General features: G+C 42.3%; 21 protein-coding genes and 1 tRNA gene. 13 read left to right on the forward strand and 9 right to left on the reverse strand.

Features of this window, described 5'->3' with window-relative positions:
- Positions 1–3: 3 nt before the first annotated feature.
- On the reverse strand, positions 4–855 hold the full coding sequence (locus ACRHOZ_RS01050) for an alpha/beta hydrolase family protein (RefSeq protein WP_431121398.1): 852 nt from the start codon (positions 853–855) through the stop codon (positions 4–6).
- 115 nt (positions 856–970) lie between these two features.
- Positions 971–2,377 carry a dihydrolipoyl dehydrogenase gene (lpdA, locus tag ACRHOZ_RS01055; RefSeq protein WP_431121400.1) on the reverse strand — a complete coding sequence of 469 codons (1,407 nt, stop codon included), beginning with the start codon at positions 2,375–2,377 and terminating at the stop codon, positions 971–973.
- A 176-nt stretch (positions 2,378–2,553) separates the two neighbouring features.
- Between lpdA and ACRHOZ_RS01060 the strand changes: the two genes are divergently transcribed.
- The 3 genes from ACRHOZ_RS01060 (at position 2,554) to ACRHOZ_RS01070 (ending at position 5,918) form a co-directional block, all read left to right on the forward strand.
- Positions 2,554–3,603: a helix-turn-helix domain-containing protein gene (locus ACRHOZ_RS01060; protein ID WP_431121402.1), complete on the forward strand. Its 1,050-nt coding sequence runs from the start codon at positions 2,554–2,556 to the stop codon at positions 3,601–3,603.
- Positions 3,604–3,691: 88 nt separating this feature from the next.
- Positions 3,692–5,005, forward strand: coding sequence for an NTP/NDP exchange transporter (locus tag ACRHOZ_RS01065; RefSeq protein ID WP_431121404.1), 1,314 nt, complete (start codon positions 3,692–3,694; stop codon positions 5,003–5,005).
- Positions 4,989–5,918, forward strand: a complete 930-nt coding sequence (locus tag ACRHOZ_RS01070; RefSeq protein ID WP_431121406.1) for an aldo/keto reductase — start codon at positions 4,989–4,991, stop codon at positions 5,916–5,918. Before ACRHOZ_RS01065 ends, ACRHOZ_RS01070 begins: the two co-directional genes overlap by 17 nt.
- A 7-nt stretch (positions 5,919–5,925) precedes the next feature.
- Here the strand turns inward: ACRHOZ_RS01070 and ACRHOZ_RS01075 are convergent, their stop codons facing one another.
- Positions 5,926–6,315, reverse strand: a complete 390-nt coding sequence (locus tag ACRHOZ_RS01075; protein WP_431121408.1) for a hypothetical protein — start codon at positions 6,313–6,315, stop codon at positions 5,926–5,928.
- A 109-nt stretch (positions 6,316–6,424) separates the two neighbouring features.
- Positions 6,425–6,883, reverse strand: a complete 459-nt coding sequence (locus ACRHOZ_RS01080) for an Lrp/AsnC family transcriptional regulator (protein WP_431121410.1) — start codon at positions 6,881–6,883, stop codon at positions 6,425–6,427.
- Between the two features lie 150 nt (positions 6,884–7,033).
- Here ACRHOZ_RS01080 and ACRHOZ_RS01085 point away from each other — a divergent pair, with 150 nt between their 5' ends.
- Positions 7,034–8,254, forward strand: a complete 1,221-nt coding sequence (locus ACRHOZ_RS01085) for an aminotransferase class I/II-fold pyridoxal phosphate-dependent enzyme (RefSeq protein ID WP_431121412.1) — start codon at positions 7,034–7,036, stop codon at positions 8,252–8,254.
- Between the two features lie 73 nt (positions 8,255–8,327).
- Entirely contained in the window at positions 8,328–9,806 is a 1,479-nt protein-coding gene (gene nhaC, locus ACRHOZ_RS01090) for a Na+/H+ antiporter NhaC (RefSeq protein ID WP_431121414.1), read from the forward strand.
- 47 nt (positions 9,807–9,853) lie between these two features.
- On the opposite strand, the gene ACRHOZ_RS01095 is transcribed toward nhaC, so the two are convergent.
- Complete coding sequence (locus ACRHOZ_RS01095; RefSeq protein WP_431121416.1) at positions 9,854–12,511, reverse strand: c-type cytochrome; 2,658 nt, start codon at positions 12,509–12,511, stop codon at positions 9,854–9,856.
- 447 nt (positions 12,512–12,958) lie between these two features.
- Here ACRHOZ_RS01095 and ACRHOZ_RS01100 point away from each other — a divergent pair, with 447 nt between their 5' ends.
- The 7 genes from ACRHOZ_RS01100 (at position 12,959) to ribB (ending at position 20,363) form a co-directional block, all read left to right on the forward strand.
- A complete protein-coding gene (locus ACRHOZ_RS01100; RefSeq protein WP_431121418.1) occupies positions 12,959–13,603 on the forward strand; it encodes a peroxiredoxin in 645 nt (214 codons plus the stop codon).
- A gap of 168 nt (positions 13,604–13,771) precedes the next feature.
- On the forward strand, positions 13,772–14,278 hold the full coding sequence (gene tpx / locus ACRHOZ_RS01105; protein WP_431121420.1) for a thiol peroxidase: 507 nt from the start codon (positions 13,772–13,774) through the stop codon (positions 14,276–14,278).
- On the forward strand, positions 14,271–14,636 hold the full coding sequence (locus ACRHOZ_RS01110; RefSeq protein ID WP_420399888.1) for a diacylglycerol kinase: 366 nt from the start codon (positions 14,271–14,273) through the stop codon (positions 14,634–14,636). Before tpx ends, ACRHOZ_RS01110 begins: the two co-directional genes overlap by 8 nt.
- A gap of 63 nt (positions 14,637–14,699) precedes the next feature.
- Complete coding sequence (locus ACRHOZ_RS01115) at positions 14,700–17,066, forward strand: DNA translocase FtsK (protein ID WP_431121423.1); 2,367 nt, start codon at positions 14,700–14,702, stop codon at positions 17,064–17,066.
- 4 nt (positions 17,067–17,070) lie between these two features.
- Positions 17,071–17,718 carry a LolA family protein gene (locus tag ACRHOZ_RS01120; protein WP_431121425.1) on the forward strand — a complete coding sequence of 216 codons (648 nt, stop codon included), beginning with the start codon at positions 17,071–17,073 and terminating at the stop codon, positions 17,716–17,718.
- Between the two features lie 3 nt (positions 17,719–17,721).
- Complete coding sequence (locus ACRHOZ_RS01125; RefSeq protein ID WP_431121427.1) at positions 17,722–19,230, forward strand: LptF/LptG family permease; 1,509 nt, start codon at positions 17,722–17,724, stop codon at positions 19,228–19,230.
- Complete coding sequence (gene ribB, locus ACRHOZ_RS01130) at positions 19,227–20,363, forward strand: 3,4-dihydroxy-2-butanone-4-phosphate synthase (protein ID WP_431121429.1); 1,137 nt, start codon at positions 19,227–19,229, stop codon at positions 20,361–20,363. Before ACRHOZ_RS01125 ends, ribB begins: the two co-directional genes overlap by 4 nt.
- Before the next feature lie 57 nt (positions 20,364–20,420).
- Here the strand turns inward: ribB and ACRHOZ_RS01135 are convergent, their stop codons facing one another.
- From ACRHOZ_RS01135 to ACRHOZ_RS01150, 4 genes are all read right to left on the reverse strand, one after another.
- Positions 20,421–21,035 carry a hypothetical protein gene (locus ACRHOZ_RS01135; protein ID WP_431121431.1) on the reverse strand — a complete coding sequence of 205 codons (615 nt, stop codon included), beginning with the start codon at positions 21,033–21,035 and terminating at the stop codon, positions 20,421–20,423.
- Complete coding sequence (locus ACRHOZ_RS01140) at positions 21,032–21,538, reverse strand: RNA polymerase sigma factor (protein WP_431121433.1); 507 nt, start codon at positions 21,536–21,538, stop codon at positions 21,032–21,034. Before ACRHOZ_RS01140 ends, ACRHOZ_RS01135 begins: the two co-directional genes overlap by 4 nt.
- Before the next feature lie 112 nt (positions 21,539–21,650).
- Positions 21,651–22,844 (reverse strand): DegT/DnrJ/EryC1/StrS family aminotransferase, encoded by a 1,194-nt coding sequence (locus tag ACRHOZ_RS01145; RefSeq protein WP_431121435.1) that lies wholly within the window; start codon positions 22,842–22,844, stop codon positions 21,651–21,653.
- Positions 22,845–22,953: 109 nt separating this feature from the next.
- Positions 22,954–23,709 (reverse strand): sulfite exporter TauE/SafE family protein, encoded by a 756-nt coding sequence (locus ACRHOZ_RS01150; RefSeq protein WP_138833486.1) that lies wholly within the window; start codon positions 23,707–23,709, stop codon positions 22,954–22,956.
- 148 nt (positions 23,710–23,857) lie between these two features.
- On the opposite strand from ACRHOZ_RS01150, the gene ACRHOZ_RS01155 reads away from it, so the two are divergent.
- Positions 23,858–23,942, forward strand: a tRNA-Ser gene (locus ACRHOZ_RS01155).
- The last annotated feature ends 5 nt before the right edge of the window (positions 23,943–23,947 follow it).

Consider the following 23,947-nt stretch of genomic DNA (forward strand, 5'->3'; position numbering starts at 1 on the left):
CTGCTAAAATCCCCTTTTTATGGAGGACATCCAGGCCATGGATCTGGAAACCATTTCCTGGCTTATATCATTGGTTGTCACATCAATCAATTCGTGTGTAGTGTTATCCAGTAGTTCCAATCGAAAGTTTTCTTTGCCCATCTTATTTAAGGTCTCCAAATCAAATAATCCCGGATGGCTTCTATCCAATGCGCCGTACATCCAGAGAACAGGAATATCCATACGCTTTATTGTCTTTATGGGATCAAAACCATGATAGCCCTTAAAACTGTTGACCAATTTATTACCATTCTCAATCGTCATACTAGCATCGTCCATTTGCTCATCGTAGTAATCCGATGCCCCTACCGAGGCCACTCCACCGCTATAATTCATTAGAAAGGCCACATTCCCATGGGTTTTATACACTTCGGAAGCCACCCATGTTCCTTGGCTTGAGGACAACAGTCCAATTTGGTCAGCGGAAACCGAATGCAGTCCTTGAAGATATTTGATCAAACTTGCTACAATTTTAGCTCGTTCCGCGATGGTCTTTTTACTGTTGGTGCTGGAAACCTGGATGAAGCTTCCAGTGGATTTCCCCACACCTTGCTTGTCATACAACAGAACGCCGTACCCAATGCTATTGATTGCAGGAACAAAGGGCAAAAAGTAATCACGGGTTCCTCTATCCGATCCTGGCACCACAATCACCACGGGTACTTGGCCATCCTGATTTTCAGGTAGATGTAAGGAGGCAGAAATGACCGCTAATCCGTTTTTCACCTCAAAATTCAAGGGTACCGGCAACTCCTGACCAATCCCTTTAGATAGCCATATGGCCATCATAACCAAACTTATTCTTTTTAAAAGCATCTTATCTGAAATTAAATTAACAATCCAACTTCAGCCCAAAGGGCTGCTCCTAAAAGATAAGTTACATGCAATTCTGTTACAGTTTCAGCACTGTTAGCTCCAGAATACCATTAAATTAAATATGGATCGGTCTGTTTTCCGTGGCCGCCAAGGCAGCTTCCTTGACCGCTTCGGCATAGGTAGGATGTGCATGGCTCATTCGTGCCATATCCTCCGCAGATGCCCTGAATTCCATCGCAGTAACTCCTTCGGTAATGAGGTCTGCGCAGCGCGCTCCGATCATGTGTACGCCAAGAACTTCATCGGTGGTTTTATCCGCTAGGATTTTTACAAATCCGTCAATGTCCATACTCGCTCTGGCTCTTCCCAATGCCCGCATAGGAAATTGACCAACTTTATAGTCAACCCCAGCTTCCTTGAGTTGCTCTTCCGTTTGTCCTACCGCAGCTACTTCTGGCCAGGTATAGACCACGCCTGGAATCAAGTTGTAATTGATATGTGGCTTTTGACCTGCCAAATATTCGGCAACCAAAGTTCCTTCCTCCTCAGCCTTGTGGGCCAACATGGCACCACGCACCACGTCGCCAATAGCATAGATGTTGGACACATTGGTTTGTAGGTGTTCATTGACCTCTACCCTACCACGGTCATCCAATTTTACCCCAGCGGCTTCAGCATTAAGTCCATCCGTATAAGGTCTTCTTCCTACAGAGACCAGACAGTAATCCCCAGTAAAAGTAACCTCCTGTCCTTTCTTGTCATCTGCTTTCACGATCACTTCATCTCCTTTGCGTTCCACGGATTTCACCTTGTGCGACAAATGGAATTTCATCTTTTGCTTTTTCAAGGACCTCATAAGCTCTTTGGAAAGTCCGCCATCCATGCCTGGAATGATTCTATCCATGAATTCCACCACAGTTACCTCAGCACCCAAACGCTTATATACTTGTCCCAATTCCAATCCAATAACACCCCCACCAATCACAATCATGTGTTTTGGAACCTCTTTTAGCTCAAGAGCTTCCGTGGAAGTAATGATTCGCTCCTTATCCAACTTAATAAAGGGCAAAGTAGATGGTTTGGACCCTGTTGCTATAATGGTGTTCTTAGCCTCAATGGTCTCGGTTTTGCCATCTTCTGAATCAATGTTGACGTGGGTAGCATCCTTAAAACTCCCTACTCCCTGATATACATCGATTTTGTTTTTATCCATCAAAAATTGAATGCCTTTAGTGGTTTGGTCAACCACACCTTGCTTACGGGCGATCATTTGCTCAATGTTTACCTTTACTTCACCCGGGATATCAATACCGTGCTCCTTAAAATGTTTGACAGCATCTTCGTAATGATGGGACGAATCCAATAGGGCCTTGGAGGGAATACAGCCCACATTGAGACAGGTTCCGCCCAAGGTGGCGTATTTCTCAACAATTGCAGTTTTCATTCCTAATTGGGCGCAGCGAATTGCCGCCACATAGCCTCCAGGTCCAGAGCCAATAACGGCCACATCGTATTGATTCATATCTATTTATTAGGGATTTTGTTTTGTTTTGATAATGAGTACAAAAATAACAATGTTTCTTTGAAATGCCTTTTCTTTTTGCTATTTGATTTAGCTCATGTTAGTATTCTGACAATGTTCTGTTAAAGGGTGTATCAACGCCACTGAAATTGTTTAAATTCAAGGGTTTTTGTTTTATGCGTACGCTTAGATTACAAAAAGAAGTTGAGCTATTTGTGGCAGGAATAGGTGCCGCACAAAGCCTGTTTCTTTCCATTTATAGTTTGTTGGAACGCAAATGGGATTTTAGGAACCTGTTGCTCTCCCTTTTCTTTTTTGCCATCACCATAAGATTGACCAAATCCATACTCTGGGTCTATCTGGATACCAGTCCTATCTGGTTTATCAATTTAGGGTTTGCAGCCCACGCGCTTACTGGCCCAGCACTCCTATTATATGTCTGGCACTTCCTTTTCCAAAAAAAATGGTCCCATTGGAATTGGATCCATTTTGCTCCAGGGGTTTTCCTATTGCTTTTTATCAACCTTTTAACCAGAGACGGGTTTTGGTATATTGGTGGTTACACGGCCTTGTTGTTTCATCAAATGATCTATGCGCTGGGCGGTTTGGTTCTACTGGGCATATTTATTAGAAAAAAAACATTATGCGTCCAACCTACCAAAGCAGCCAAAATTTGGCTAACCACTTTGATATTGGGCACCGTTACCCTTCAGTTTCTTTATTTTTCCAATTATATTCTGGGGATTACCCCTTACCTATTAGGCCCCTTGCTGTATTTACCTTTCATTTATTTCCTGGCATTTGTGTTGTTCAAAAACCCATCAATCCTTCAGCATGTAACTGCCCAAAAAAATGGAGCCGCTAAATTGTCGGCAGAGGAACTAAGTGCAATGGCCGAGAGACTCCAAAAAACCATGGCATCCAAAAAAATATACCTTGATCCTGATTGTACCATGGCCAAGGTGGCCAAAGCGGCCAATATGCAGCCTTATTTGGTTTCCCATGTGGTCAACAAGGTAATTGGAATGGGATTTCCCGATTTCCTCAACTCCTATAGAGTGGAGGCTGTTAAAAATAGACTTGTCCATCCCGATTACAGGCATACCAAAATAGCCAGCATCGCTTATGATTGCGGATTTAACACCCTTTCGGCCTTCAATACCGCTTTCAAAAAAGTTACGGGCTCCACTCCAACAAAATTTCAAAAGGAACAGGTTTCTCCTTAAGGATTTATAAATCCGTCACACACATTTATCAATCACATAGCTTAATCCCCATAGCGTTCACATCTTGGTATTTCAATTGGAATACTGAATGAACCACTTATTTAGATCTTACAAATTGCACAAAGGCAATTCGCCTAGGCTTCGGGAAAAACGGCTTGTGGCATTATCTGCCATTTACTTTTTCTGTTTACTCTGTGGTTATTTTATCCTCCGTCCCATTCGGGATGAAATGGGTATCCTAAACGGGGTTGTAAACATGCAATGGTTATTTACGGGAACCTTTGTGGCCATGCTGATGGTCGTTCCAGTTTTTGGATGGGTAGTGAGCAGATTTTCCATCAGCAAGGTGTTGATGTATTCCTATGGATTCTGCATTGTCAATATTTTGGTTTTCTATTTCCTATTTACCCTATTTGGCCCCTCAAGAGGAATGGCTGCAGCCTTTTTTATTTGGCTCAGCGTTTTCAATTTGTTTGTTGTTTCCCTCTTCTGGAGCTTTATGGCCGATGTATTTGACAGCGTGTCTTCCAAACGTTTTTTTGGTGTTATTGCCTCTGGAGGAAGTTTGGGCGCGCTGGTGGGGCCGGTAATCGCCAATGTAGTTGGGAGTAATTTTTCCATCGGAATCCTATTATTGGTTTCAGCATTTTTTTTGTTGATGGCGGTCTGCTGCATTCACTTCATTCTAAAACTTCAGCCCCTTAAAACCAAGGGTGGCGTTAAGACAAATACACCTAAGCCAAACCTTTCCCAGCTTTTTGAAGGTATACGTCACATGGCAAAGTCACCTTACCTATTGGGCATAGTTGGCTTTGTTTTGCTCTACACCTCCATATCCACCGTATTGTATTTTGAGCAAGCCCATATTGTGGAAAAGGAGCTTTTATCAAGTGCTGACCGTCTTGACTATTTTTCGCGCTTGGATTTCACCATCAATGCCATAGCCATCTTTGGGCAGTTCTTTCTAACCGCCAAAATCATTAGAAAGATTGGCTTATCCATAGTTTTGGCTTCCGTTCCCCTGTTGGTAGGGCTGGGATTGATTTTTTTGGGTCAAAACCCTACGTTGACCATAATCGCATTGCTCATGGTCCTTCATCGTGCCGGTAATTTTATGCTGCTAAGACCAGGGCGTGAAATTTTGTTCACGGTAACCGACTTTGAGGAAAAATATAAATCCAAAAACTTTATAGACACCGCCATCTATCGCGGTGGAGATGCCCTAGTAGGGTGGCTCTTTGCCGGAGTGGCGGCCCTTGGATGGGGTCTTGGGTTCATAGCCCTGGTAACCATTCCCCTTTCATTTATCTGGAGCCTGGTCGGCTTCCGATTGGGTAAAATGCAGCTTGTTAGGGAGAATGACTTAACTTTAAAAAAGAAGATGTATGAAGAACATGTATAGCAGAAGAGACAGCTTGAAATTGTCATTGTTGGCTGGATTGGGACTTTCGCTCCAACCCTCCTATGCTTTTTTTAATCCTAAGGACAAAGTCCTTACGCGACCCATTCCCAAATCTGGTGAAGCGCTACCCGTTGTTGGTTTGGGCACCTGGCAGACTTTTGACGTGGGCAACTCCGTTGAGAAACGCAAATTATTAACCGAGGTATTGACCCAACTGCATGGTTTTGGAGGCTCGGTAATCGATTCTTCCCCGATGTACGGAAGCTCGGAAAAAGTGGTGGGTGATCTAGCTGGGCAACTTGATTTCCAAAAGCAGTTGTTCTATGCTACCAAGGTTTGGACTTCCGGAAAACAGGCTGGAATTCGACAAATGGTTACCTCGTTCAAAAAGATGGGGGTCAACACTATGGATTTGATGCAGATACACAATCTTGTGGATTGGAAAACACATGTAAAAACGCTGAAAGATTGGAAGGCTCAGGGAAAGATTCATTATTGGGGTATTACCCATTATGTTGACTCTTCCCACGAATCCCTAGAGCGTATCATTGCGGCAGAGCGTCCAGACTTTGTCCAATTCAACTACTCCATTATTGCGAGACATGCGGAAAAATCCCTTTTCCAAACAGCCCATAAGTATGAAGTAGCTACCCTAATCAACCAACCTTATGGTGGGGGTTCCTTGTTTGGAGCCGTGCGAGGGAAAAATCTCCCAGGGTGGGCAAAAGAATGGGATATTCACAGTTGGGGGCAGTTCTTTTTAAAGTTCATTCTGTCCAATCCCCATGTAGGCTGTGTTATTCCGGGAACCTCCAAACCGCATCATATGATAGACAATATGGGAGCTGGTCTGGGCCGAATCCCAAATAGGGAAACCCGGGAAAAAATGGCCTCCTACATAAAGTCACTTTAGAAAAATTCTACATTGGGGCCAAGGGGAATTTAACGGCACCATAGCACCCAATCCAAAGACCACCAATATGGGAAAGATATAGCCCGGTTTCAAACCAAACTGGGCCATGCCAGTGCCCGCTGGATGTAAGTACAAGGAACTCTCCAATAATGAAAAGTGAAATTAAAAATAAGGGTAAGAAATTATCCTTGACGACAATTAAAGTCGAAATAAATCCAGCGATTACCGCAGAAAGAAAAAAGGCCGTGCTTCCAAAAAATAATTCTTGAAGCGAAGACGTGCAAAAACTTAAGCCTTTAAATAAAATGTTATGTGAGATGGTCGTATAAAGTATGAGGGAGAACCCTCCTACGACCGTGGAAAGCACCGTGAGAAAAACCCGTGTACGCGAATTCATGAGTAAAAAGATGTTTTTTGATTGTGGTTCGTTTCTTGATTTGACCAAAAAATTAGGAATATCCCGGGAAATGGGAATCCACTTTAACATCGATTTACGTTAAACTTTCCTAAATAGGAATCGCTGTACTATGCTTCACTTCGTTGATTACAAAAGAGCTTTGGGTACTTCCAATATTACTGATAGCGGTAAGTTTGGTCACCATAAATTCACGGTACTTTTCCATATTTTCCACATGAATCTTTAGAATGTAATCATAATCCCCACTGACATGAAAACACTCTGAAACTTCCTGGAGTTTTAAAACTTCCCTTTCAAATCGAAGTACGTTCTCTTTGATATGTTGGGCCAATCTAATATGGCAAAGCACGGTGAAGTTTCGCTGGATCTTGGATTTATCCACAAGGGCCACATAACCTGTAACCACTCCTTGCCGTTCCAGCCTTCGAATACGTTCATAAACAGCTGTTTTGGACAAGTTTAGGCTATCTGCATATTGCTTGGTGGTCTTTTTACTATCCTCTTGAAGGAGTTGTACTAGTTTTTTATCAATTTCATCCAATTCCATACCGACCTTTTTTCCGTAAATCTTAAATTATAACGAAATATAATGATTAATATTCTTTAATACACATAAAAATAGAACCATGTTCTAAAATTATTAATGTACATTGATTTTTTATCCATACATAGGTACTTTTACCGCAAAACTTACCTAATGAAATACAAAGCTTCAGACAAGATTCAAGACCTACAGTATTTTGGGGAATTTGGTGGGGTAAACCCTTCCATTTCCGATTCATCCACCTATACCTTTTTATCGGCCAAGACGATGTTCGACACCTTCGAGGGCAATACCGAAGGTTGTTACCTTTACAGTAGACACTCCTCTCCATCCAATCTATATTTGGGCGAAGCTATGGCCCAATTGGAAGGTACCGAGTCGGCCAATGTGTATGCCAGTGGGATGGGAGCTATCAGCGCCGTTATCTTACAATTGTGCAATGCAGGAGATCACATTGTTTGCAGTAGAACCATTTATGGGGGCACCTATGCCCTATTGAAGAACTTCTTAAAGAAGTTCAATATAACCACCTCTTTTGTAGACATCACCAAATTGGATTCGGTTGAAGGGGCCATAACCTCGAAGACCAAAATGATCTATTGCGAAGCGGTCAGCAATCCGTTGCTTGAGGTTGCAGATCTTCCTGGACTTTCTACTTTGTCCAAACAGCACGGAATCCCATTGGTGGTGGACAACACATTCTCACCGCTGTCCATCAGTGCTGCCAAATTGGGCGCTGATATTGTTGTACATAGCCTCACAAAATTCATCAATGGAAGTAGCGACTGTGTGGCGGGTGCCGTATGTGCTTCCAAGGATTTTTGTTTGAGTTTGAAGGATGTCAATGACGGGGCTGGGATGCTCTTGGGAAGTACTATGGACAGTCTCCGGGCGGCATCAGTTCTTAAAAACATGCGAACGCTTCATATCAGAATCAAAAAGCACAGTGAAAATGCCCTATATCTTGCCCAACAATTTGAAAAGGACGGATTGACGGTGGTGTATCCAGGCTTAAAATCACATTCCGGACATCAAACCATGACCTCCCAGTTCAATCCTGAATTTGGGTATGGCGGATTGCTGACTTTGGATGTTGGTTCTTTGGACATGGCCAATGCTTTGATGGAATTGATGCAGCGTGAAAAATTAGGGTACCTGGCCGTGAGTCTCGGGTTTTACAAAACGCTTTTCAGTGCTCCGGGCACTTCTACTTCTTCCGAAATTCCTTTGGAGGAACAGGAGGCATTGGGATTATCCCAAGGATTGATTCGCCTCTCTATTGGTTTGGACAACGATATTCACAAAACCTATTTGACCATGCGTGCATGCATGGAGCGGCTAGGAGTTTTGCAGACAGGTAAAGTGCTTGTTTAAAAGCTGCTTAACCTCATGGTTTGCAGAACAGGATGCAATGTTGTAATATTACTCGTTAACAAAACCAGACTACATGGCGGAAAAAGCCCAAAAACCCAAGTTTAGAGAAGCAGAAAACATTGTAGAAAATAAAGAACTCAACATTTGGGAAGCGCTGATTCCAGTTTTCGCCTTGGTGGCCATGTTGGCATATAACGTTTTTGTTTTTGGTGATAGTGCCATTGAGGGATCCAATCAGTTTATTCTCTTGCTTGGTGGAGCCGTCGCTGCCATTGTTGGTTTTAGAAACAAAGTTTCCTACAAACAAATGTTGGCCGAAGTTGCCGAAAATGTGAGATCCACCACAGGAGCCTTATTAATCCTATTGATGGTGGGGGCATTGGCAGGTACTTGGTTGATTAGCGGAATTATCCCCGCAATGATCTACTACGGTCTTTACATTCTGAATCCGACAATTTTCCTTGCTGCCTGTGTAGTTATTTGCGCCATTATCTCCATTGCCACCGGAAGTAGTTGGACTACGGCAGCAACCGTTGGTATCGCGCTTATTGGTATTGGGGATGTGTTGGGCATTTCATTGGGTATGACGGCAGGGGCTGTGCTTTCTGGCGCCTATTTCGGAGATAAAATGTCGCCCTTGAGTGATACCACCAATCTGGCACCGGTAATGGCAGGAGGTGAGCTTTTTTCGCATATTCGATATATGGCACTTACCACAATTCCTACCATATCGGTAACCTTGTTGATCTTCATCATAATTGGCTTTTCCATAGAATCCACTGGGCCAACAGACGCTTCCGAAATTCTTGGAATCATCGGGGAACGATTTAATATAAACGGATGGCTGTTCATAGTTCCTATTGTTGTCATCTTTTTGATCATAAAGAAAACGCCTCCTTTGGTAGCGCTCTTGATCGGAACCTTGCTCGGCGGGGTTTTTGCCCTTATTTTTCAGCCGGGTATTGTGAGTTCCCTAGGAGGCGGAAATGGGCTTTCATTCGAATCTGGGTACAAGGGGGTACTCAATGCCATTACGGTAGAAACCCAATTGGAAGCCCCTGAAAAATATAGCAAGCTATTTAAATCAAAGGGAATGGCTGGAATGCTCGGCACCATTTGGTTGATTGTCTGCGCTATGGTTTTTGGTGGAATCATGGACGGTATTGGAGCGCTTCAGCGAATTACCAAGTCCCTTTTAAATATGGCCAAGACCACTTTTGGCTTGTTTGCCAGTACGGTTGGGAGTTGTCTTGCGCTAAATGTAACAGCGTCTGATCAATATCTAGCTCTAGTGGTTCCCGGGAAAATGTTCGCCAAAGCCTACGAGGAACGTGGGCTAGCACCAGAAAACCTAAGTAGAACATTGGAAGATTCAGGGACGGTAACTTCTGTTCTTGTACCATGGAATACCTGCGGTGCCTATCACAGTGGCGTTTTGGGAGTCCCTGTCATAGATTATTTCGCCTTTGCCGTTTTTAATTGGCTGAGTCCGTTCATGACCTTACTGTTTGCAGCCTTTAAAATCAAAATCAAGCAACTTACCGCGAAATAAAACAATTGACAACTCAAATGTCTTAATCACTCATGTGGTTAAGAACACTAGTTGTAAATTTTATTGTTCTCGTCTCCTCCTGCGACCAGAAACGCCAATAGATCACTTAATTCCTTCTCGTTTAAACTATTAATTAAACCAGCTGGCATTGCAGATTGCGAAGACTCTTCAACTGTATCTATATCAGCTCTTTTGATTGTACTTGTCATATCAGGAGAGAAGGCATTTATGCTTACGATTATCTCGTCGTCCCTTTCTTCCACTGCCCTTCCTCTAATGGTATTTCCATTGTTTAGGTGATAAATGGTGTTTCGATATCTGTCTGAAACCGTTTGTGAAGGATTGACAATAGCTTCTGCAATGTCTTTAATTGAAAAACGTGTTCCTATTTGTGTCAACTCTGGCCCTGAATTGCCTCCAACACCTTTTATACTATGGCATAAAACGCACATTGATGATCTATAAAAATTTGCTCCGTTGGCAAAGTTGGCATCCTTTTTATTTTCATTAAATGCTTTCTCAACCAGAGCAACGGTATAGTTTTTTCCAGGACCATCTGGCATTCTAACATCTTTCATCAAATCTACTTGTTGATTCATGGATTCACTGGACAAGGACTCGAAATACGCTCTTTCTTCATCCGGAACATTCACTAAGGCTTTACGTTGAATGGCCTTAATAAAATTAGCATACTGTTTTCCCCCAGACTTTTTTAACGCTCGATTATACCATCTAAAATACCGCTCCCTCAAGGCTTTTGTCCAACCAGATTTTACTTCACTTAAGCTTTTGGCATAACTGATGTTTTGCTGATTGGGCATATTTTTAAGCATGTTTTCCACGTCTTTACCATACTGATCACTTCTTTTGGTAATATCCCCCGACAAATAATTAGATTTTAAATTGGACGTAATGGTGTCGTTCTCCATTTTATAAATGGTAGCCTCCAAAATTTCGGAAGAATCCAAGTAACTCAGCAACTTGGTTATTTCCTTATTAAGATGTTCCGATTCTTTTAAGTGATACGGTAAAAGTTTGGTGGCAATGGCCCTTTGTAACGATGCATCAAGGCTTTGATTGCTTCTGATGATCAACAGCTCTATGGCTCTTAAAAAATCTATTTTTTCTATTGAGTTTAAATCTGCCCAATCCAACTTCATTAAAGCTTTTAATGCTTCTACTCTATCATTGTCCTCCCCTTGATGGCCAATGGCAATCGCCAGGGCGGTTTTTCTCAAAACACTTTCATCTTCAACTATTTTATGTTTCCAAATAGCAACATCTTGATTTTCCAATGCTACTCTAGACGAAAATCGAATATATCTGTCCTCATGATCTAAATTTTCAACCAGAAAATCTATCTGATCTGGACTTTTAATGCTTTGAAAGCTCTCAATTTTTTTTCTAAGACTTCTTTCGTTTTTACCTAATTCGTTTGGAACTGGTATCTTAACTTCATTATTCAAGGCACCTGTATAGGTTAGTTTATATAAAGCAGACTCCAAGCGCCTTCCTCCTGTCAAGAAATACATGGCACCATCATTTCCCACTATTCCATTGGTCAACGGCAAGGGCACCCCTGAAATAAACTCAGTAACCTCAGCCGTATAGCTACTTCCTTTGGGGGTCAGACTGGCAAAATACATGGTACCATAACTCCAATCAAAAAGATAAAATCCATTCTGATAATACTCGGGGAATTTCAAGCCTTCACCTTCCAAAAGTCCTGTTGGAGATCCCTGTCCCAAATTTGCAATACTCGGTAAGTTATCCGGGAATTCAGCATCAAACTTACCTGTTCCAGTACGCCAACCAAAATCTCCCCCGCTGGTTAAATGGCACAGTCTAATAGGTCTATACCAAGGCATTCCCATATCGTATTCCATATCAGAATCGAACCCAAATAGTTCCCCATCAGGATTAAAAGCGATATCATAAGTATTTCTGAGCCCTACATTTAAAAGTGTCCAATCCCTACCTTCAAAATCAGTTTTAACCACCCAACCACCTGGGGCTTTTACATCATTGGCATGACCACTGGGGTCTTTGATAACTGGCAATAAATTATCTTCTCCCCAGTTCCTGGGTATAACACTTCCGATATCTTCCGGAATATCGGTATGGTTTCCTAAAACCATAAACAGGGATTGTCCGTCCGGTGCCAAAGTAATGTTGTGTGGACCATGTTCTCCCCAACCATTAAAGGTCCGAAGCATTTTAACGGTGTCAAACTCATCATCACTATTTGCATCGGTAATTTTGTAAAAACCACTTTGTATGCCCAAGTCGTTTTCGTTGCTGGCATTTACCAAGGCATACAATGTGTTTTCATGCCAGAGCAAACCTTGCGCCATCCCTAATTTGATATCAATCTTTTTAACAACAACGCTATCCAATTTGTTAGCTGTATCAGGCAAAGTCACGCTATAAATAGTTCCGAATTGGTCCGAAGCATACAAACGTCCTTTGTCATCTTTGGTTATGCTCACCCAAGATCCTTGCTCATGGGCACCAGGGCTATATAGCTTCTCTATTTTAAAACCTTCAGGGATGGTTATGTTGTTCAAGGTGATTTGTTCTGTAATAGGTCCAGAAAACTCCTTTTTACAGGAAACAATACAACCCAAAATCATGATAACTAGGGAAGCCTTAAACAATTTTAAAACCAGACTTTTCCCATTAGTCCTTTTTTGATGATTATGCATATGAAGTTTGTTTTTTAGTGGTTAACCATTGTGCATTTGGTAAAGTCATGCATACCGTTCCATTGCCGTAATTTGAAAATTGCCAACTCCGAATCAAATTACAAGAAAATAATGGGGAATGAACTAAGTGGATATAAAATCGAGTTTTTTGTAACAGAAATGGTTGCCGAAACGCGTGGGCATAAAAGTCAACATCACCAAAATGCACCATAGGTTTGGCTTCTCCTTGCTTCAACGTTAACACGTTTAAAAAATAATCAGAAATATGGTCTCGACATTGTTAGTTCATTTTTTTATTCACTTCATTTTTTTGGTTCCCTCAATAATTTTTCTCCTTTTTTACACAAATGGAAATATGTGTTTTTGTCAGCAAATTAGGATTCAAAAATGAACCAGTTTTAACGAGCAAGAGCTAAATTTGTTGACGCACAAAAAAGCACATAAATTATGACATTAGTTGGCAAAAAATTTCCAAATCTAGAAGTCAATGCCATTGACAAATCCGGCATTACTACAAAGCTGAACATTCTTAAAAAAGCTCAAGAATCAAACAAGAAAGTGGTGCTTTTCTGGTACCCCAAGGATTTTACTTTCGTTTGTCCAACAGAGTTGCACGCCTTCCAAAATGCCGTGGAGGAGTTTGAAAAAAGAAATACCATTGTAATTGGTGCTTCCTGCGATACGGCGGAGGTTCACTTTGCTTGGTTGAACACCGAAAAGAAAAATGGAGGTATTGAAGGTGTCACCTATCCCCTATTGGCGGACAGTAATCGAAACTTGGCCTCTACCTTGGGCATTTTAGACATTACAGACGAAAAATACGATGAGGAAACCAAAGTTTTCACTGTGGAAGGAGATAATGTAACCTATAGAGCCACTTATTTGATTGATGAAGAAGGAACCATCTTTCACGAAAGTGTGAACCACATGCCGCTTGGCAGAAACATTGATGAGTTCATCAGGCTGATAGATGCCTATACGCATGTACAGGAAAAAGGAGAGGTTTGCCCTGCCAATTGGAACAGCGGTAAAGAAGCTATGAATGCCGACAGAAGCGGTGTGGCCGAATACCTATCCAAGCACGCCAATTAGTCCCTTAAAGAAGAAACAAAACTCTGGAATTGACCTGTTCTTTTCCGTAAAAAGGAAGGAACATCCCAAAATATGACAGGCCCATTGGAAAAACTTTTTCAATGGGCTTTCTTTTTTGCCACGGACTTTGGATTATTTAGTAATTTCACCCTTCTTAAAACTTTTCATATGGCATCAATAACACTAGGTGGAAACCCCGCCAATACAGTTGGAAACCTTCCCGAAGTAAACACACAAGCACCCGCTTTTACGCTTACCAAATCGGATATGTCCACCAAAACACTTTCGGACTTTCAAGGAAGCAAAGTGGTTTTAAATATTTTCCCAAGCGTGGATACAGGCACTTGCGCCCAATCCGTAAGACAGTTCAATGAAGAAGCTGCAGAACTTAGCGGTGTGAAAGTGCTCTGTATTTCTAAAGATTTACCTTTTGCCCAAAACAGGTTTTGTGGGGCCGAAGGCATTGAAAATGTGGAGATGCTTTCTGATTATAAAACAGGTTCCTTTGGTCAGGATTATGGCTTAGCATTTGCAGACTCTGCTTTTGAAAGCCTACTTTCCAGATGTGTTGTGGTTCTGAACGAGGAAGGAAAGGTTATTTATACCGAACAGGTACAGGAAACCGGGGATGAACCTAATTACAAAGCGGCGCTAGAAGCCTTAATGGATGCCTAAGGAGTCCTTCTTCATCAACAGGATCAAGAGTGTAGGTTACGCCTTTAAAGGGCTGTTCTTGCTATTGCGGACAGAGGCTAGTATCAAAATCCAATTTGTGATAGCCCTGCTCATGACTGCAGCGGGTTTTTATTTTGAAATTTCATCTGGGGAATGGATGGCCCAATTGATTTCCATTGGAATGGTCATGGGAATTGAAGGCTTGAATACTGCCGTAGAGAAAATATCGGACTATATTCAACCCGAAGATGACCCAAAAATTGGTTTTATAAAAGATATCTCTGCAGGAGCCGTTATGATAGTATCCATCATAGCATGTATCGTGGGACTTGTTATTTATGTGCCAAAATTGGTTTAGCAACATCTGTTTCCACGGTAAGCATCGTAAATTTGTAAATTAGCCCCGTTATTAATCAATTGCATGGCCAAGAAGAGGACAAAATCCAAACCTAAATCCGCCAAAAGAAAATTATCCTTAAAACCGTCCAAACAGAATAAGATCATTTTGGGCAGTTTGCTCATTGTACTCAGTATTGCCCTGTTCTTCTCCTTTATGTCTTATTACTTTACTTGGCAGGAGGATCAAAGTTTACTTACCGAGTTTAGGGATCGCAACGCGGAAGCCAATAATTTGCTTAACAAATTTGGGGCTGCAGTAAGTCATTTTTTCATGTACAAAGGCTTTGGTTTGGCCTCCTTTGTATTTCCGTTGTTGCTGGCAGTTACTGGACTCTATCTCTTTTTGGGACTGGACAACAAAGGACTGGTAGGCAAATGGATTTGGGGGTTGATCGGTGTCATCTGGGTATCCATTGCCCTTGGATTTTTCGCTATGGAGCAACCCCTGTTGGGTGGACTTATTGGCTATGAAATGAATGATTTCCTTCAGGATTATGTGGGCAAAATTGGAGTGTTCCTGATTTTGATTTTTGTCTTGATGGTCATATTGGTTCGCTTGTTCAATTTTAGTCCCGAGGGCATAGGTAACTTCTTTAGAAACCAACGGCAAAACCTTAAAACTGACTTTAAAAAGAAAGATTCGGTACCAAAAATTTTGGACACCGAGGATAACAGCATCGAGCTAAGCACGGAGGAAGAGCCTGTTTTGGTGGATACCTATACCCATAAAAAAGATATTCCACCTTTAAATCCAGAAGCAGGTCTTGATGTGAACCTGCCCCAGGAAGAGGAATCAGACATTGCCCTAAAAGTCGAAACGGTAAAAGAGGAGAAGGAAGAAAAGGACATCAAAGCGGAAAAATTGGTAAAGGATTTTGGGGAGTTCGACCCAAAACTGGAACTGGGCAATTACAAATTCCCCATCCTAGATCTCTTGGAACCCCATGGAGCTTCTTCAGGAATCACAATCAACCAGGAAGAACTTGAGGAGAACAAGAACCGAATCGTTAGCACGCTTAAAAACTATAAGATTGGGATTGCCCAGATCAAGGCCACTATAGGCCCCACGGTGACGCTTTACGAAATTGTGCCCGAGGCGGGAATCCGAATTTCCAAAATCAAAAACTTGGAGGACGACATAGCTCTGTCTTTGGCCGCGCTTGGGATAAGGATCATTGCCCCTATTCCCGGAAAAGGAACCATTGGTATCGAGGTGCCCAATAAAAATGCCTCCGTGGTATCCATGCGCTCTGTAATTGCCTCCAACAAATTCCAAAAGGCGGAAATGGAATTGCCCATTGCCTTTGGAAAAACCATCAGCAATGAAACTTTTGTTGTGGATTTGGCGAAAATGCCCCATATGCTCATGGCAGGTGCCACTGGACAGGGTAAATCCGTAGGATTGAACGCGGTGATCACTTCCCTTTTGTACAAAAAACATCCAGCGGAAATCAAGTTTGTACTGGTGGATCCCAAGAAAGTGGAACTGACCCTGTACAACAAAATTGAAAGACATTTCCTGGCTAAACTTCCAGATTCAGAGGACGCCATTATCACGGATAATACCAAGGTGATCAATACCCTGAATTCCCTTTGTATTGAAATGGACAACCGCTACGAGTTGTTGAAAACGGCCATGGTGCGGAACATTAAAGAATATAATGTCAAATTCAAGGCCCGCAAGCTGAATCCCAACGACGGTCATAAGTTTTTACCTTATATTGTTTTGATCATCGATGAGTTTGCCGATCTGATTATGACTGCAGGCAAGGAAGTGGAGACGCCCATTGCGCGTTTGGCCCAGTTGGCCAGGGCTATTGGGATTCATTTGATCATAGCCACCCAAAGACCCTCCGTAAATGTGATTACCGGAATCATCAAAGCCAACTTCCCTGCGCGGATTGCCTTTAGGGTGACTTCCAAAATAGACTCCAGAACCATTTTGGACACCCAAGGAGCCGATCAATTAATTGGACGTGGGGATATGCTCTTTACCCAAGGTAACGATGTGACCCGACTCCAGTGTGCTTTTGTGGATACCCCTGAGGTAGCCAAAATCACGGAATATATTGGCTCGCAACGCGCCTATCCGGATGCCCATTTACTGCCAGAATATGTAGGTGAGGACTCTGGCACGGGGATTGATTATGACATAGCGGACAGGGATGCCATGTTCCGGGAAGCGGCAGAAGTCATTGTAAATGCCCAGCAAGGTTCCGCATCACTGATCCAGCGAAAATTAAAATTAGGATATAACAGGGCAGGACGAATCATTGATCAATTGGAAGCCGCAGGAATTGTAGGTCCTTTTGAAGGAAGTAAAGCAAGACAAGTATTGGTTCCGGATATTTTGGCCCTAGATCAACTTTTAGAAAATGAAACAAAATAGCACAATGTTCAAAAAACTATTTCTTTTTATCGGGCTTTTTGCCGCGGGTTTCTTTGCCCATGCGCAGAACGAAACCAAGGCCAAAGGACTTTTGGATGAGGTATATAGCAAAGCCAAAAGCTACGATAACATCTATATAGATTTTAAGTATGGTCTTGAAAATTCTGAGGCCAACCTAAAGCAGGAATCCAGTGGAAATGTGACCTTAAGTGGTGATAAATATCTTTTGGATTATTTGGGCGCCCAAGTGATGAGTGATGGTTCCAAAGTCTACACCATTGTTCCTGAAAATGAGGAAGTGACCATTGAGGCTATTTCCGAAGACGACAACAACATTACCCCATCAAAAATGTTGACCTTCTACCGCTCTGGACATAACTATGCCTGGGATATCCTTCAAAATGTGGGCGGAAGAAAAATCCAGTATGTAAAGTTGACCCCCATCGATTCCAACACCGAAATAGCGTCCATTCTTTTGGGTGTGGACATGGGAACCAAGCATATCTACAAGCTTATTCAAACTGGAAAGAACAGCACAAAAACAACGATTACCGTTAATTCTTTCAAAACCAATCAGCCATTGTCAAGTACACTGTTTACCTTTAACGCGAAAAAATTCGAGGACGACGGGTACTATATCATAAGAAATTAGGCATTGAAGATACTTGACCGGTATATATTATATAGGTTTCTCTATAACTTCTTTAGCTCCTTTTGCATCCTGATTGTCATATTCATCTTCCAAGGAATATGGCTTTTTATAGATGACTTGGCGGGAAAGGGACTTGGCGTGGTGATCATAGCCAAGTTCATTTTTTATTTTATCCCCACCCTGGTGGACAAGGTACTTCCCCTAACCGTATTGCTGTCGTCCATTCTCACCTTTGGAACCTTTGCGGAAAACTACGAGTTTGCCGCCATGAAGGCCTCTGGTATTTCCCTTCAGCGAGGAATGCGCAGTTTGATAGTTTTTGTGCTCTTTTTGGGCGTGGTCACCTTTTTCTTTGCCAACAACATCATTCCCAAATCCGAACAGAAGATGTTCAATTTAAGACGAAACATCGCCAAGGTTAAGCCAGCTGCGGCCATTACCGAGGGGGTGTTCAGTGATTTTGAAGGTACTGGGGAAGGCATGAACATTAAGGTGGATCGAAAATATGGGGAGCAAGACCGTTTTCTGGATAATGTAATCATCCACATCAAGGACAAACAGGCAGTAAATACCACGGTCATCAAGGCCAAAGAAGGGGAACTGATCAGTAGTGAGGATTCTGATATTATTGAGTTGGTTCTTAAAGATGGGAACTATTATAAGGAGCTAAAACCCAAAAGAAGCGAGGAAAAAAGGAAACATCCTTTTGCTAAAGCAAAGTTTGAAACCTATACCATCAACATAGATATTTCCGAACTCAACAATCAAGATTTGGAGGAGGAAGGAAACATCACCACGGACAAAATGAAAAACGTTGTCCGCTTGGTCAAGGATATTGATTCCTTGGAAAAGAACAATTTGGAAAAAGTGGAGGCCTTTTCCAAGAACATCATTACACGGATGGGAGCCTTTCCCGTTCCCACCAAACAAGACAGCATTGAAAAGGCGCAAAGGGCCAAACTGGACAAAACTGAGCTGACCGAAAAGAAAAAAGCCCAGTACGATAGCATTTCTACCATTAAGGAGTTTATTAAAACCCTTCCAGAATGGCAACAGTTGCAAATTGTTACTTCTGCCCGCACCTCTACCAAAAGTATATTGACCACGGTTATTGGTAAAAAAGAAGAGTTGCAAAAACGGTTTAAGTTTTACAACAGCCATATTCTGTCCCTGCATAAAAAGTATGCCCTGGCATTCTCTTGTATTATCCTATTTTTTGTGGGAGCTCCCTTGGGTGCTATTATTCGCAAGGGTGGTTTGGGATTGCCCATGGTGATTGCCATAATCTTGTTTTTGGCCTATTATTTTATTGGGGTGTTTGCAGGAAACTACTCCAAAGAGAACAATATTCACCCTATTTTGGGCGCCTGGTTGTCTACCCTGATCATGCTCCCCATGGGAATTTCCTTGACCCGACGGGCCACTGCAGATAGAGGATTGATTGGGTTTGGACACATTATGGATGGAATAAAGAACCTGTTCAAGAAGAAAGAAAAAGAGGACACTGAATGAGTGATAAGGAAAATTGCCGACTGAATGCCATAGAAGAAGCCATTGAAGACATCCGTCAAGGCAAGGTTATCATTGTGGTAGATGATGAAAATCGTGAGAATGAAGGAGATTTCTTGGCCGCTGCTGAGCTCATTACGCCGGAAACGGTAAATTTTATGGCCACCCATGGCCGCGGGCTTATCTGTGTACCACTTACCGAAGGACGTTGCGAAGATCTGGGCTTGCATAAAATGGTTACCCATAATTCCGATCCCTTGGAAACGGCTTTTACCGTATCGGTGGATTTGCGAGGAAATGGGGTTACTACGGGAATTTCCGCCGGGGATCGGGCCAAAACCATCATAGCGCTTACGGAACAGGGTACCAAACCGCATGATTTGGCAAGACCTGGGCACATTTTCCCTTTAATTGCCAAAGAAGGTGGAGTTCTCCGAAGAACAGGACATACCGAAGCTGCCATAGATTTTGCCCGTTTGGCCGACCTGAAACCCGCTGGGGTTATTGTGGAAATCATGAACGAGGATGGCAGCATGGCAAGATTGCCTGAGTTGCGGAAGGTGGCCAAAAAATTTGATCTTAAAATTGTTTCCATCGAGGACTTGATTGCCTACCGCATGGAACATGATAGTTTAATTGAGCGGAAGGAGGCCTTCGATATCAAAACCCGATTTGGGGACTTCCGTTTGCGTGCCTATAAACAGACCACCAATGATCAAGTGCATATTGCATTGACCAAAGGGCATTGGAAATCTGGGGAGCCTGTGCTTACAAGAATCAATTCCACTTTGGTGAACAATGATATGTTGGGTACCCTTACCAATAACCCAGACGAGCGGTTGCAGCGCATGTTTAACGCCTTAAATGCTGAAGAAAAGGGAGCTATGATTTTTATCAACCAAGGAAACCAACACATGAATCTGCTGGGTCGTTTGGCAGAATTAAAAAAACTGCAAGCAGAGGGCATTTACAAAGCTCCAAAAATAGATATGGACACCAAGGACTTCGGAATAGGGGCACAAATTTTACATGACTTGAATATTTCCAAACTTCGATTATTGACGAACTCTGCGCAGACCAGACGTGTGGGAATGGTAGGTTATGGGTTGGAGATTGTGGAATACGTTGGCTACTAGTTGTTAGACTTTAGATAAGAGACAAGAGACTTTAGACTTTAGACCCTAGGTACCTGCTTAATCTTCTTCCATTAACCGAATCAACTCATCCACTTTTTTTAATCTGGGCACAAGTTCTTTTTTAACTGCCCTTTTATTCATTAAGTAGGCAAATATTGTAATTGCAATAATTAACAATAACAATATCCATAGATGCTTTATACCAATAACTTCTTTCCATGATTTTCGGTACAGCTCTAATATACCCGTTACCATAATTATTACCCCTGGCAAGCTTGGCAGAATGTACCAATAAACTACGCTATCGAGCAGACTCTTTTGCCGCTCCAAATAGGTTTTACTCTGCTTTAAGTACTCCATATAGGAGCCCGACTCTTCAGGTTTACTTTTCTTAACATTTAAAAGTTTATAGATTACATACAAACAATAAACCACTATCCATACTGCTCCAAACTTGGCCAGAATATTGGGTTGATTGTAAATCTGATATCCAAAAATGGGTATCACAACAAAGATTGCAGCGCCTATTTCAATAAAATCCCTAAAACGTATTGCCCTGTCAAGTCTATCTAAACTTGATTGTACATCCAACATCAACTTGGATTTTTCAAACTTAATGCGCTCGTGCTTTGGTGAGGACTGCCATATCTGGATCAACTCGTTCTCAATCATAATTTTTCGTTTAGACAGTTCAACAATTTCTTTTTGATGCGTTTAACGCGAACGGCGACCGTATTTTCCTTTACTCCCATAATAGCGCCAATCTCTTTATAGGGCAACTCCTCAAGATAAAGGGTGATGATGGCTTTGTCAATTTCATTGAGATGTCTAACACATTGCCGTAACAAGTCCAATTTGTGTCGGCTCCCACTTTCCTCCTGATGCCCTTCAATCTGTTCAATGGTAACGCTTCTTATATCGGAAATCCGTTTTTTGTCCCGCATTAAATTGGAACGGTACCGAAGCCCCACATTCAAGGTAATCCGATACATCCAGGTAGTCAGTGTTGAGTCTCCATTAAAATTGGGCAGGGCTTTCCAGATGTTGACCAATACCTCCTGAAATAGGTCTTTGGCTTCTTCCGAATTGTTCGCATACGAATAGCAAACACGAAGTAATTTTTCTTGGGATTCGTCCAAGGCGTTCAGGAAGGTACGCTCTAAATCTTTGTTCATTAGGATTGCTGCCTTTATTGGTTTAGTTACAGGCCATTTGAAAATATGACATGAAAACCAAAAAAGTTGCAATCTTAGTGAGAATTACACTTTTAAAATCGAAGAATGGTGCTTATAGAATTTTCCGTAGCACATCGGCCATAGTTTGGGCCCTTAGCTTAACATCGTCGGCTGTCCAACCTAGTTTGATCAAACAGGAAATGTTGCGCCCCACCCAATGGTCAGATGCGGAGAAATCTGCTTTTTCATAATTGGGAAGAGCTTCCAGCACATCTTTTGGCAATTTTCCCAACGATTTCTTTTGGGTCAAATGCTCCCATTTGCGGTAGTAATGCCAATTGTTGTCATACCAATAAAAACAACCATCCACTCCAGCTTCTCCCAAAGCTTTTTGGGCATTTCTGGCCAATTTTTCCGAAGGAAGGAAAAAATTTAAGAATGAGTAGTTCTCCTCACCCCCCTCGGGAACTGTCCGGAATTGGACTCCCTCAATATGGCTTAAAACTTCCCGCATAATGCCATAGTTTTTCTTTTGAATGGCGATAAATTCATCCAAACGGTATAGTTGGGCCAATCCCACTGCAGCATTCATTTCGGAGATGCGATAATTATAGCCCAAAAATGGATGCGCCTCTGCTCCCCTATCGTTTCCAATATGGTCATGTCCGTGATCCGAGTATTTATGGGCATTCTGATAATATGCTTCATTGTTGGTAAGTATAGCACCTCCCTCACCACAGGTAATGGTCTTTACATAATCAAAAGAAAAGCAGCCCAAATCCCCAATACTCCCCAATGGCTTTCCATGGTAGGTAGCCCCTATGGCTTGGCAAGCATCTTCCAACAACAATAGCCCTTGCTGGTCGCAGATAGTTTGCAAGGCTTCCAGATTGGCCATGGAACCACACATATGCACTGGCATGACCACCTTGGTTCTTGGGGTAATGGCTTTCTTTACAGCTTCAGGGTTCAGGGTCAAGGTATCGTCCACATCAACCAGAATGGGAATTGCACCCAATGCCAGAATCGATTCAAAACTGGCAACAAAGGTAAAGGTGGGCATAATGACCTCATCTCCCGCTCCAATGCCGGCGCTTGCCAAAGCTACGGTTAGAGCAGCCGTACCACTACTCACCAAATGCACGTGGTTCGATTTCATTTTTTGCGCCAAGGCTGCTTCCAGCTCTTTGGCTTTCCAATGATTATTTCGCATGCCGTCAAAGCCATAGCGCATCAGCACCCCAGAATCCAGGACGTCCTTTACTTGTGCTCGTTCCTTATCTCCAAAAAGTTCAAATCCAGGCATATTTTTTTTGTTAATGGTTATTTGTTATTTGGTTTGGGAGTATTAATTACTGGTTATTGATTATTGGTTTTTGGTTATTGCTAATTGCTTATTGGTCATTGATTATTGTTTATCCAAAAAACCAGAGTTTTATAGCCATTATAATGACCATTACCACCAAAAAAGTCTTGATAAACCCATCCCCTTTTTTGACGGAAAAACGACTGGAAATCCACCCACCTGTTCCATTTCCGATAGCCAAGATAAGTCCAACTTTCCAGTCCACTTTATCATTGAACGCAAAAACCGCCAAGGCGGACAGCATATAAACAAAGACCACTACCACTTTAGTGGCATTGACTCGTACCAGGTTCATACGGTTGACAAAATGCATGAACAAAATCATGAGGAAGCCAAGACCAGCATTTATAAAACCACCATAAATTCCAAAAAAGAAGAAGACCACAATGCTCAGCCAGAGGTATTTTCCGGTGAGTCGTTCCTGCATTTCCTCCAATTTCAGTTTAGGCTTGAAAATGATAATCAGCACCACGGCCAGCATCACCATGGCCAAAATCTTATTGAACGTCTCCCCATCCACATCCACAGCAATCCTCGCCCCAAGAATGGCGCCTAAAAAGGCTGAAATTCCAAGATAAATATTGAAGGGATAGGTTGAGACGCCTTTACTTTTGAATCCAGCAGTGGCAATAGCCGTTTGAATCACTATGGCCACTCTGTTGGTTCCATTGGCCACAGCAGGGGGAAGTCCCAAAAAAATTAAGGTAGGGAGCGACAGTAGAGAGCCACCTCCTGCAATGGTATTGATAAAGCCTACGGCGAAACCAACCACAACCAAAAGCACATAATGGTACCACTGATCCATGGGGGCAAATGTAAGTGGTATAAATGAAATGGAAATCTGAAATAAAATAAAGTGTTCAGGTTTTTACTGAAATAAAAAAGCTTACTATATTTGCACCCGCCTTTGCGATGGTAAAGGCTTACAAAGAGCGGGCAAGCTCGCAAATATTGGAGGAATGGCAGAGTGGTCGAATGCGGCAGTCTTGAAAACTGTTGAGGGTCACACCTCCGGGGGTTCGAATCCCTCTTCCTCCGCAAAG

Origin of the sequence: Flagellimonas flava, assembly GCF_050617915.1 — a bacterium.
In the GTDB taxonomy this organism is placed as follows: Bacteria; Bacteroidota; Bacteroidia; order Flavobacteriales; family Flavobacteriaceae; genus Flagellimonas; species Flagellimonas flava_A.

Bases quoted from the DNA above. Each gene is read 5' to 3' on its own strand.
- ACRHOZ_RS01140 (WP_431121433.1), bottom strand. From the start codon at position 21,538: ATGAACAAAGATTTAGAGCGTACCTTCCTGAACGCCTTGGACGAATCC.
- lpdA (WP_431121400.1), bottom strand. From the start codon at position 2,377: ATGAATCAATACGATGTGGCCGTTATTGGCTCTGGACCTGGAGGCTAT.
- nhaC (WP_431121414.1), top strand. From the start codon at position 8,328: ATGGCGGAAAAAGCCCAAAAACCCAAGTTTAGAGAAGCAGAAAACATT.
- tpx (WP_431121420.1), top strand. From the start codon at position 13,772: ATGGCATCAATAACACTAGGTGGAAACCCCGCCAATACAGTTGGAAAC.
- ribB (WP_431121429.1), top strand. From the start codon at position 19,227: ATGAGTGATAAGGAAAATTGCCGACTGAATGCCATAGAAGAAGCCATT.
- ACRHOZ_RS01100 (WP_431121418.1), top strand. From the start codon at position 12,959: ATGACATTAGTTGGCAAAAAATTTCCAAATCTAGAAGTCAATGCCATT.
- ACRHOZ_RS01150 (WP_138833486.1), bottom strand. From the start codon at position 23,709: ATGGATCAGTGGTACCATTATGTGCTTTTGGTTGTGGTTGGTTTCGCC.
- ACRHOZ_RS01110 (WP_420399888.1), top strand. From the start codon at position 14,271: ATGCCTAAGGAGTCCTTCTTCATCAACAGGATCAAGAGTGTAGGTTAC.
- ACRHOZ_RS01080 (WP_431121410.1), bottom strand. From the start codon at position 6,883: ATGGAATTGGATGAAATTGATAAAAAACTAGTACAACTCCTTCAAGAG.
- ACRHOZ_RS01060 (WP_431121402.1), top strand. From the start codon at position 2,554: ATGCGTACGCTTAGATTACAAAAAGAAGTTGAGCTATTTGTGGCAGGA.
- ACRHOZ_RS01085 (WP_431121412.1), top strand. From the start codon at position 7,034: ATGAAATACAAAGCTTCAGACAAGATTCAAGACCTACAGTATTTTGGG.
- ACRHOZ_RS01075 (WP_431121408.1), bottom strand. From the start codon at position 6,315: ATGAATTCGCGTACACGGGTTTTTCTCACGGTGCTTTCCACGGTCGTA.
- ACRHOZ_RS01135 (WP_431121431.1), bottom strand. From the start codon at position 21,035: ATGATTGAGAACGAGTTGATCCAGATATGGCAGTCCTCACCAAAGCAC.
- ACRHOZ_RS01115 (WP_431121423.1), top strand. From the start codon at position 14,700: ATGGCCAAGAAGAGGACAAAATCCAAACCTAAATCCGCCAAAAGAAAA.
- ACRHOZ_RS01050 (WP_431121398.1), bottom strand. From the start codon at position 855: ATGCTTTTAAAAAGAATAAGTTTGGTTATGATGGCCATATGGCTATCT.
- ACRHOZ_RS01065 (WP_431121404.1), top strand. From the start codon at position 3,692: ATGAACCACTTATTTAGATCTTACAAATTGCACAAAGGCAATTCGCCT.
- ACRHOZ_RS01070 (WP_431121406.1), top strand. From the start codon at position 4,989: ATGAAGAACATGTATAGCAGAAGAGACAGCTTGAAATTGTCATTGTTG.
- ACRHOZ_RS01145 (WP_431121435.1), bottom strand. From the start codon at position 22,844: ATGCCTGGATTTGAACTTTTTGGAGATAAGGAACGAGCACAAGTAAAG.
- ACRHOZ_RS01095 (WP_431121416.1), bottom strand. From the start codon at position 12,511: ATGCATAATCATCAAAAAAGGACTAATGGGAAAAGTCTGGTTTTAAAA.
- ACRHOZ_RS01120 (WP_431121425.1), top strand. From the start codon at position 17,071: ATGTTCAAAAAACTATTTCTTTTTATCGGGCTTTTTGCCGCGGGTTTC.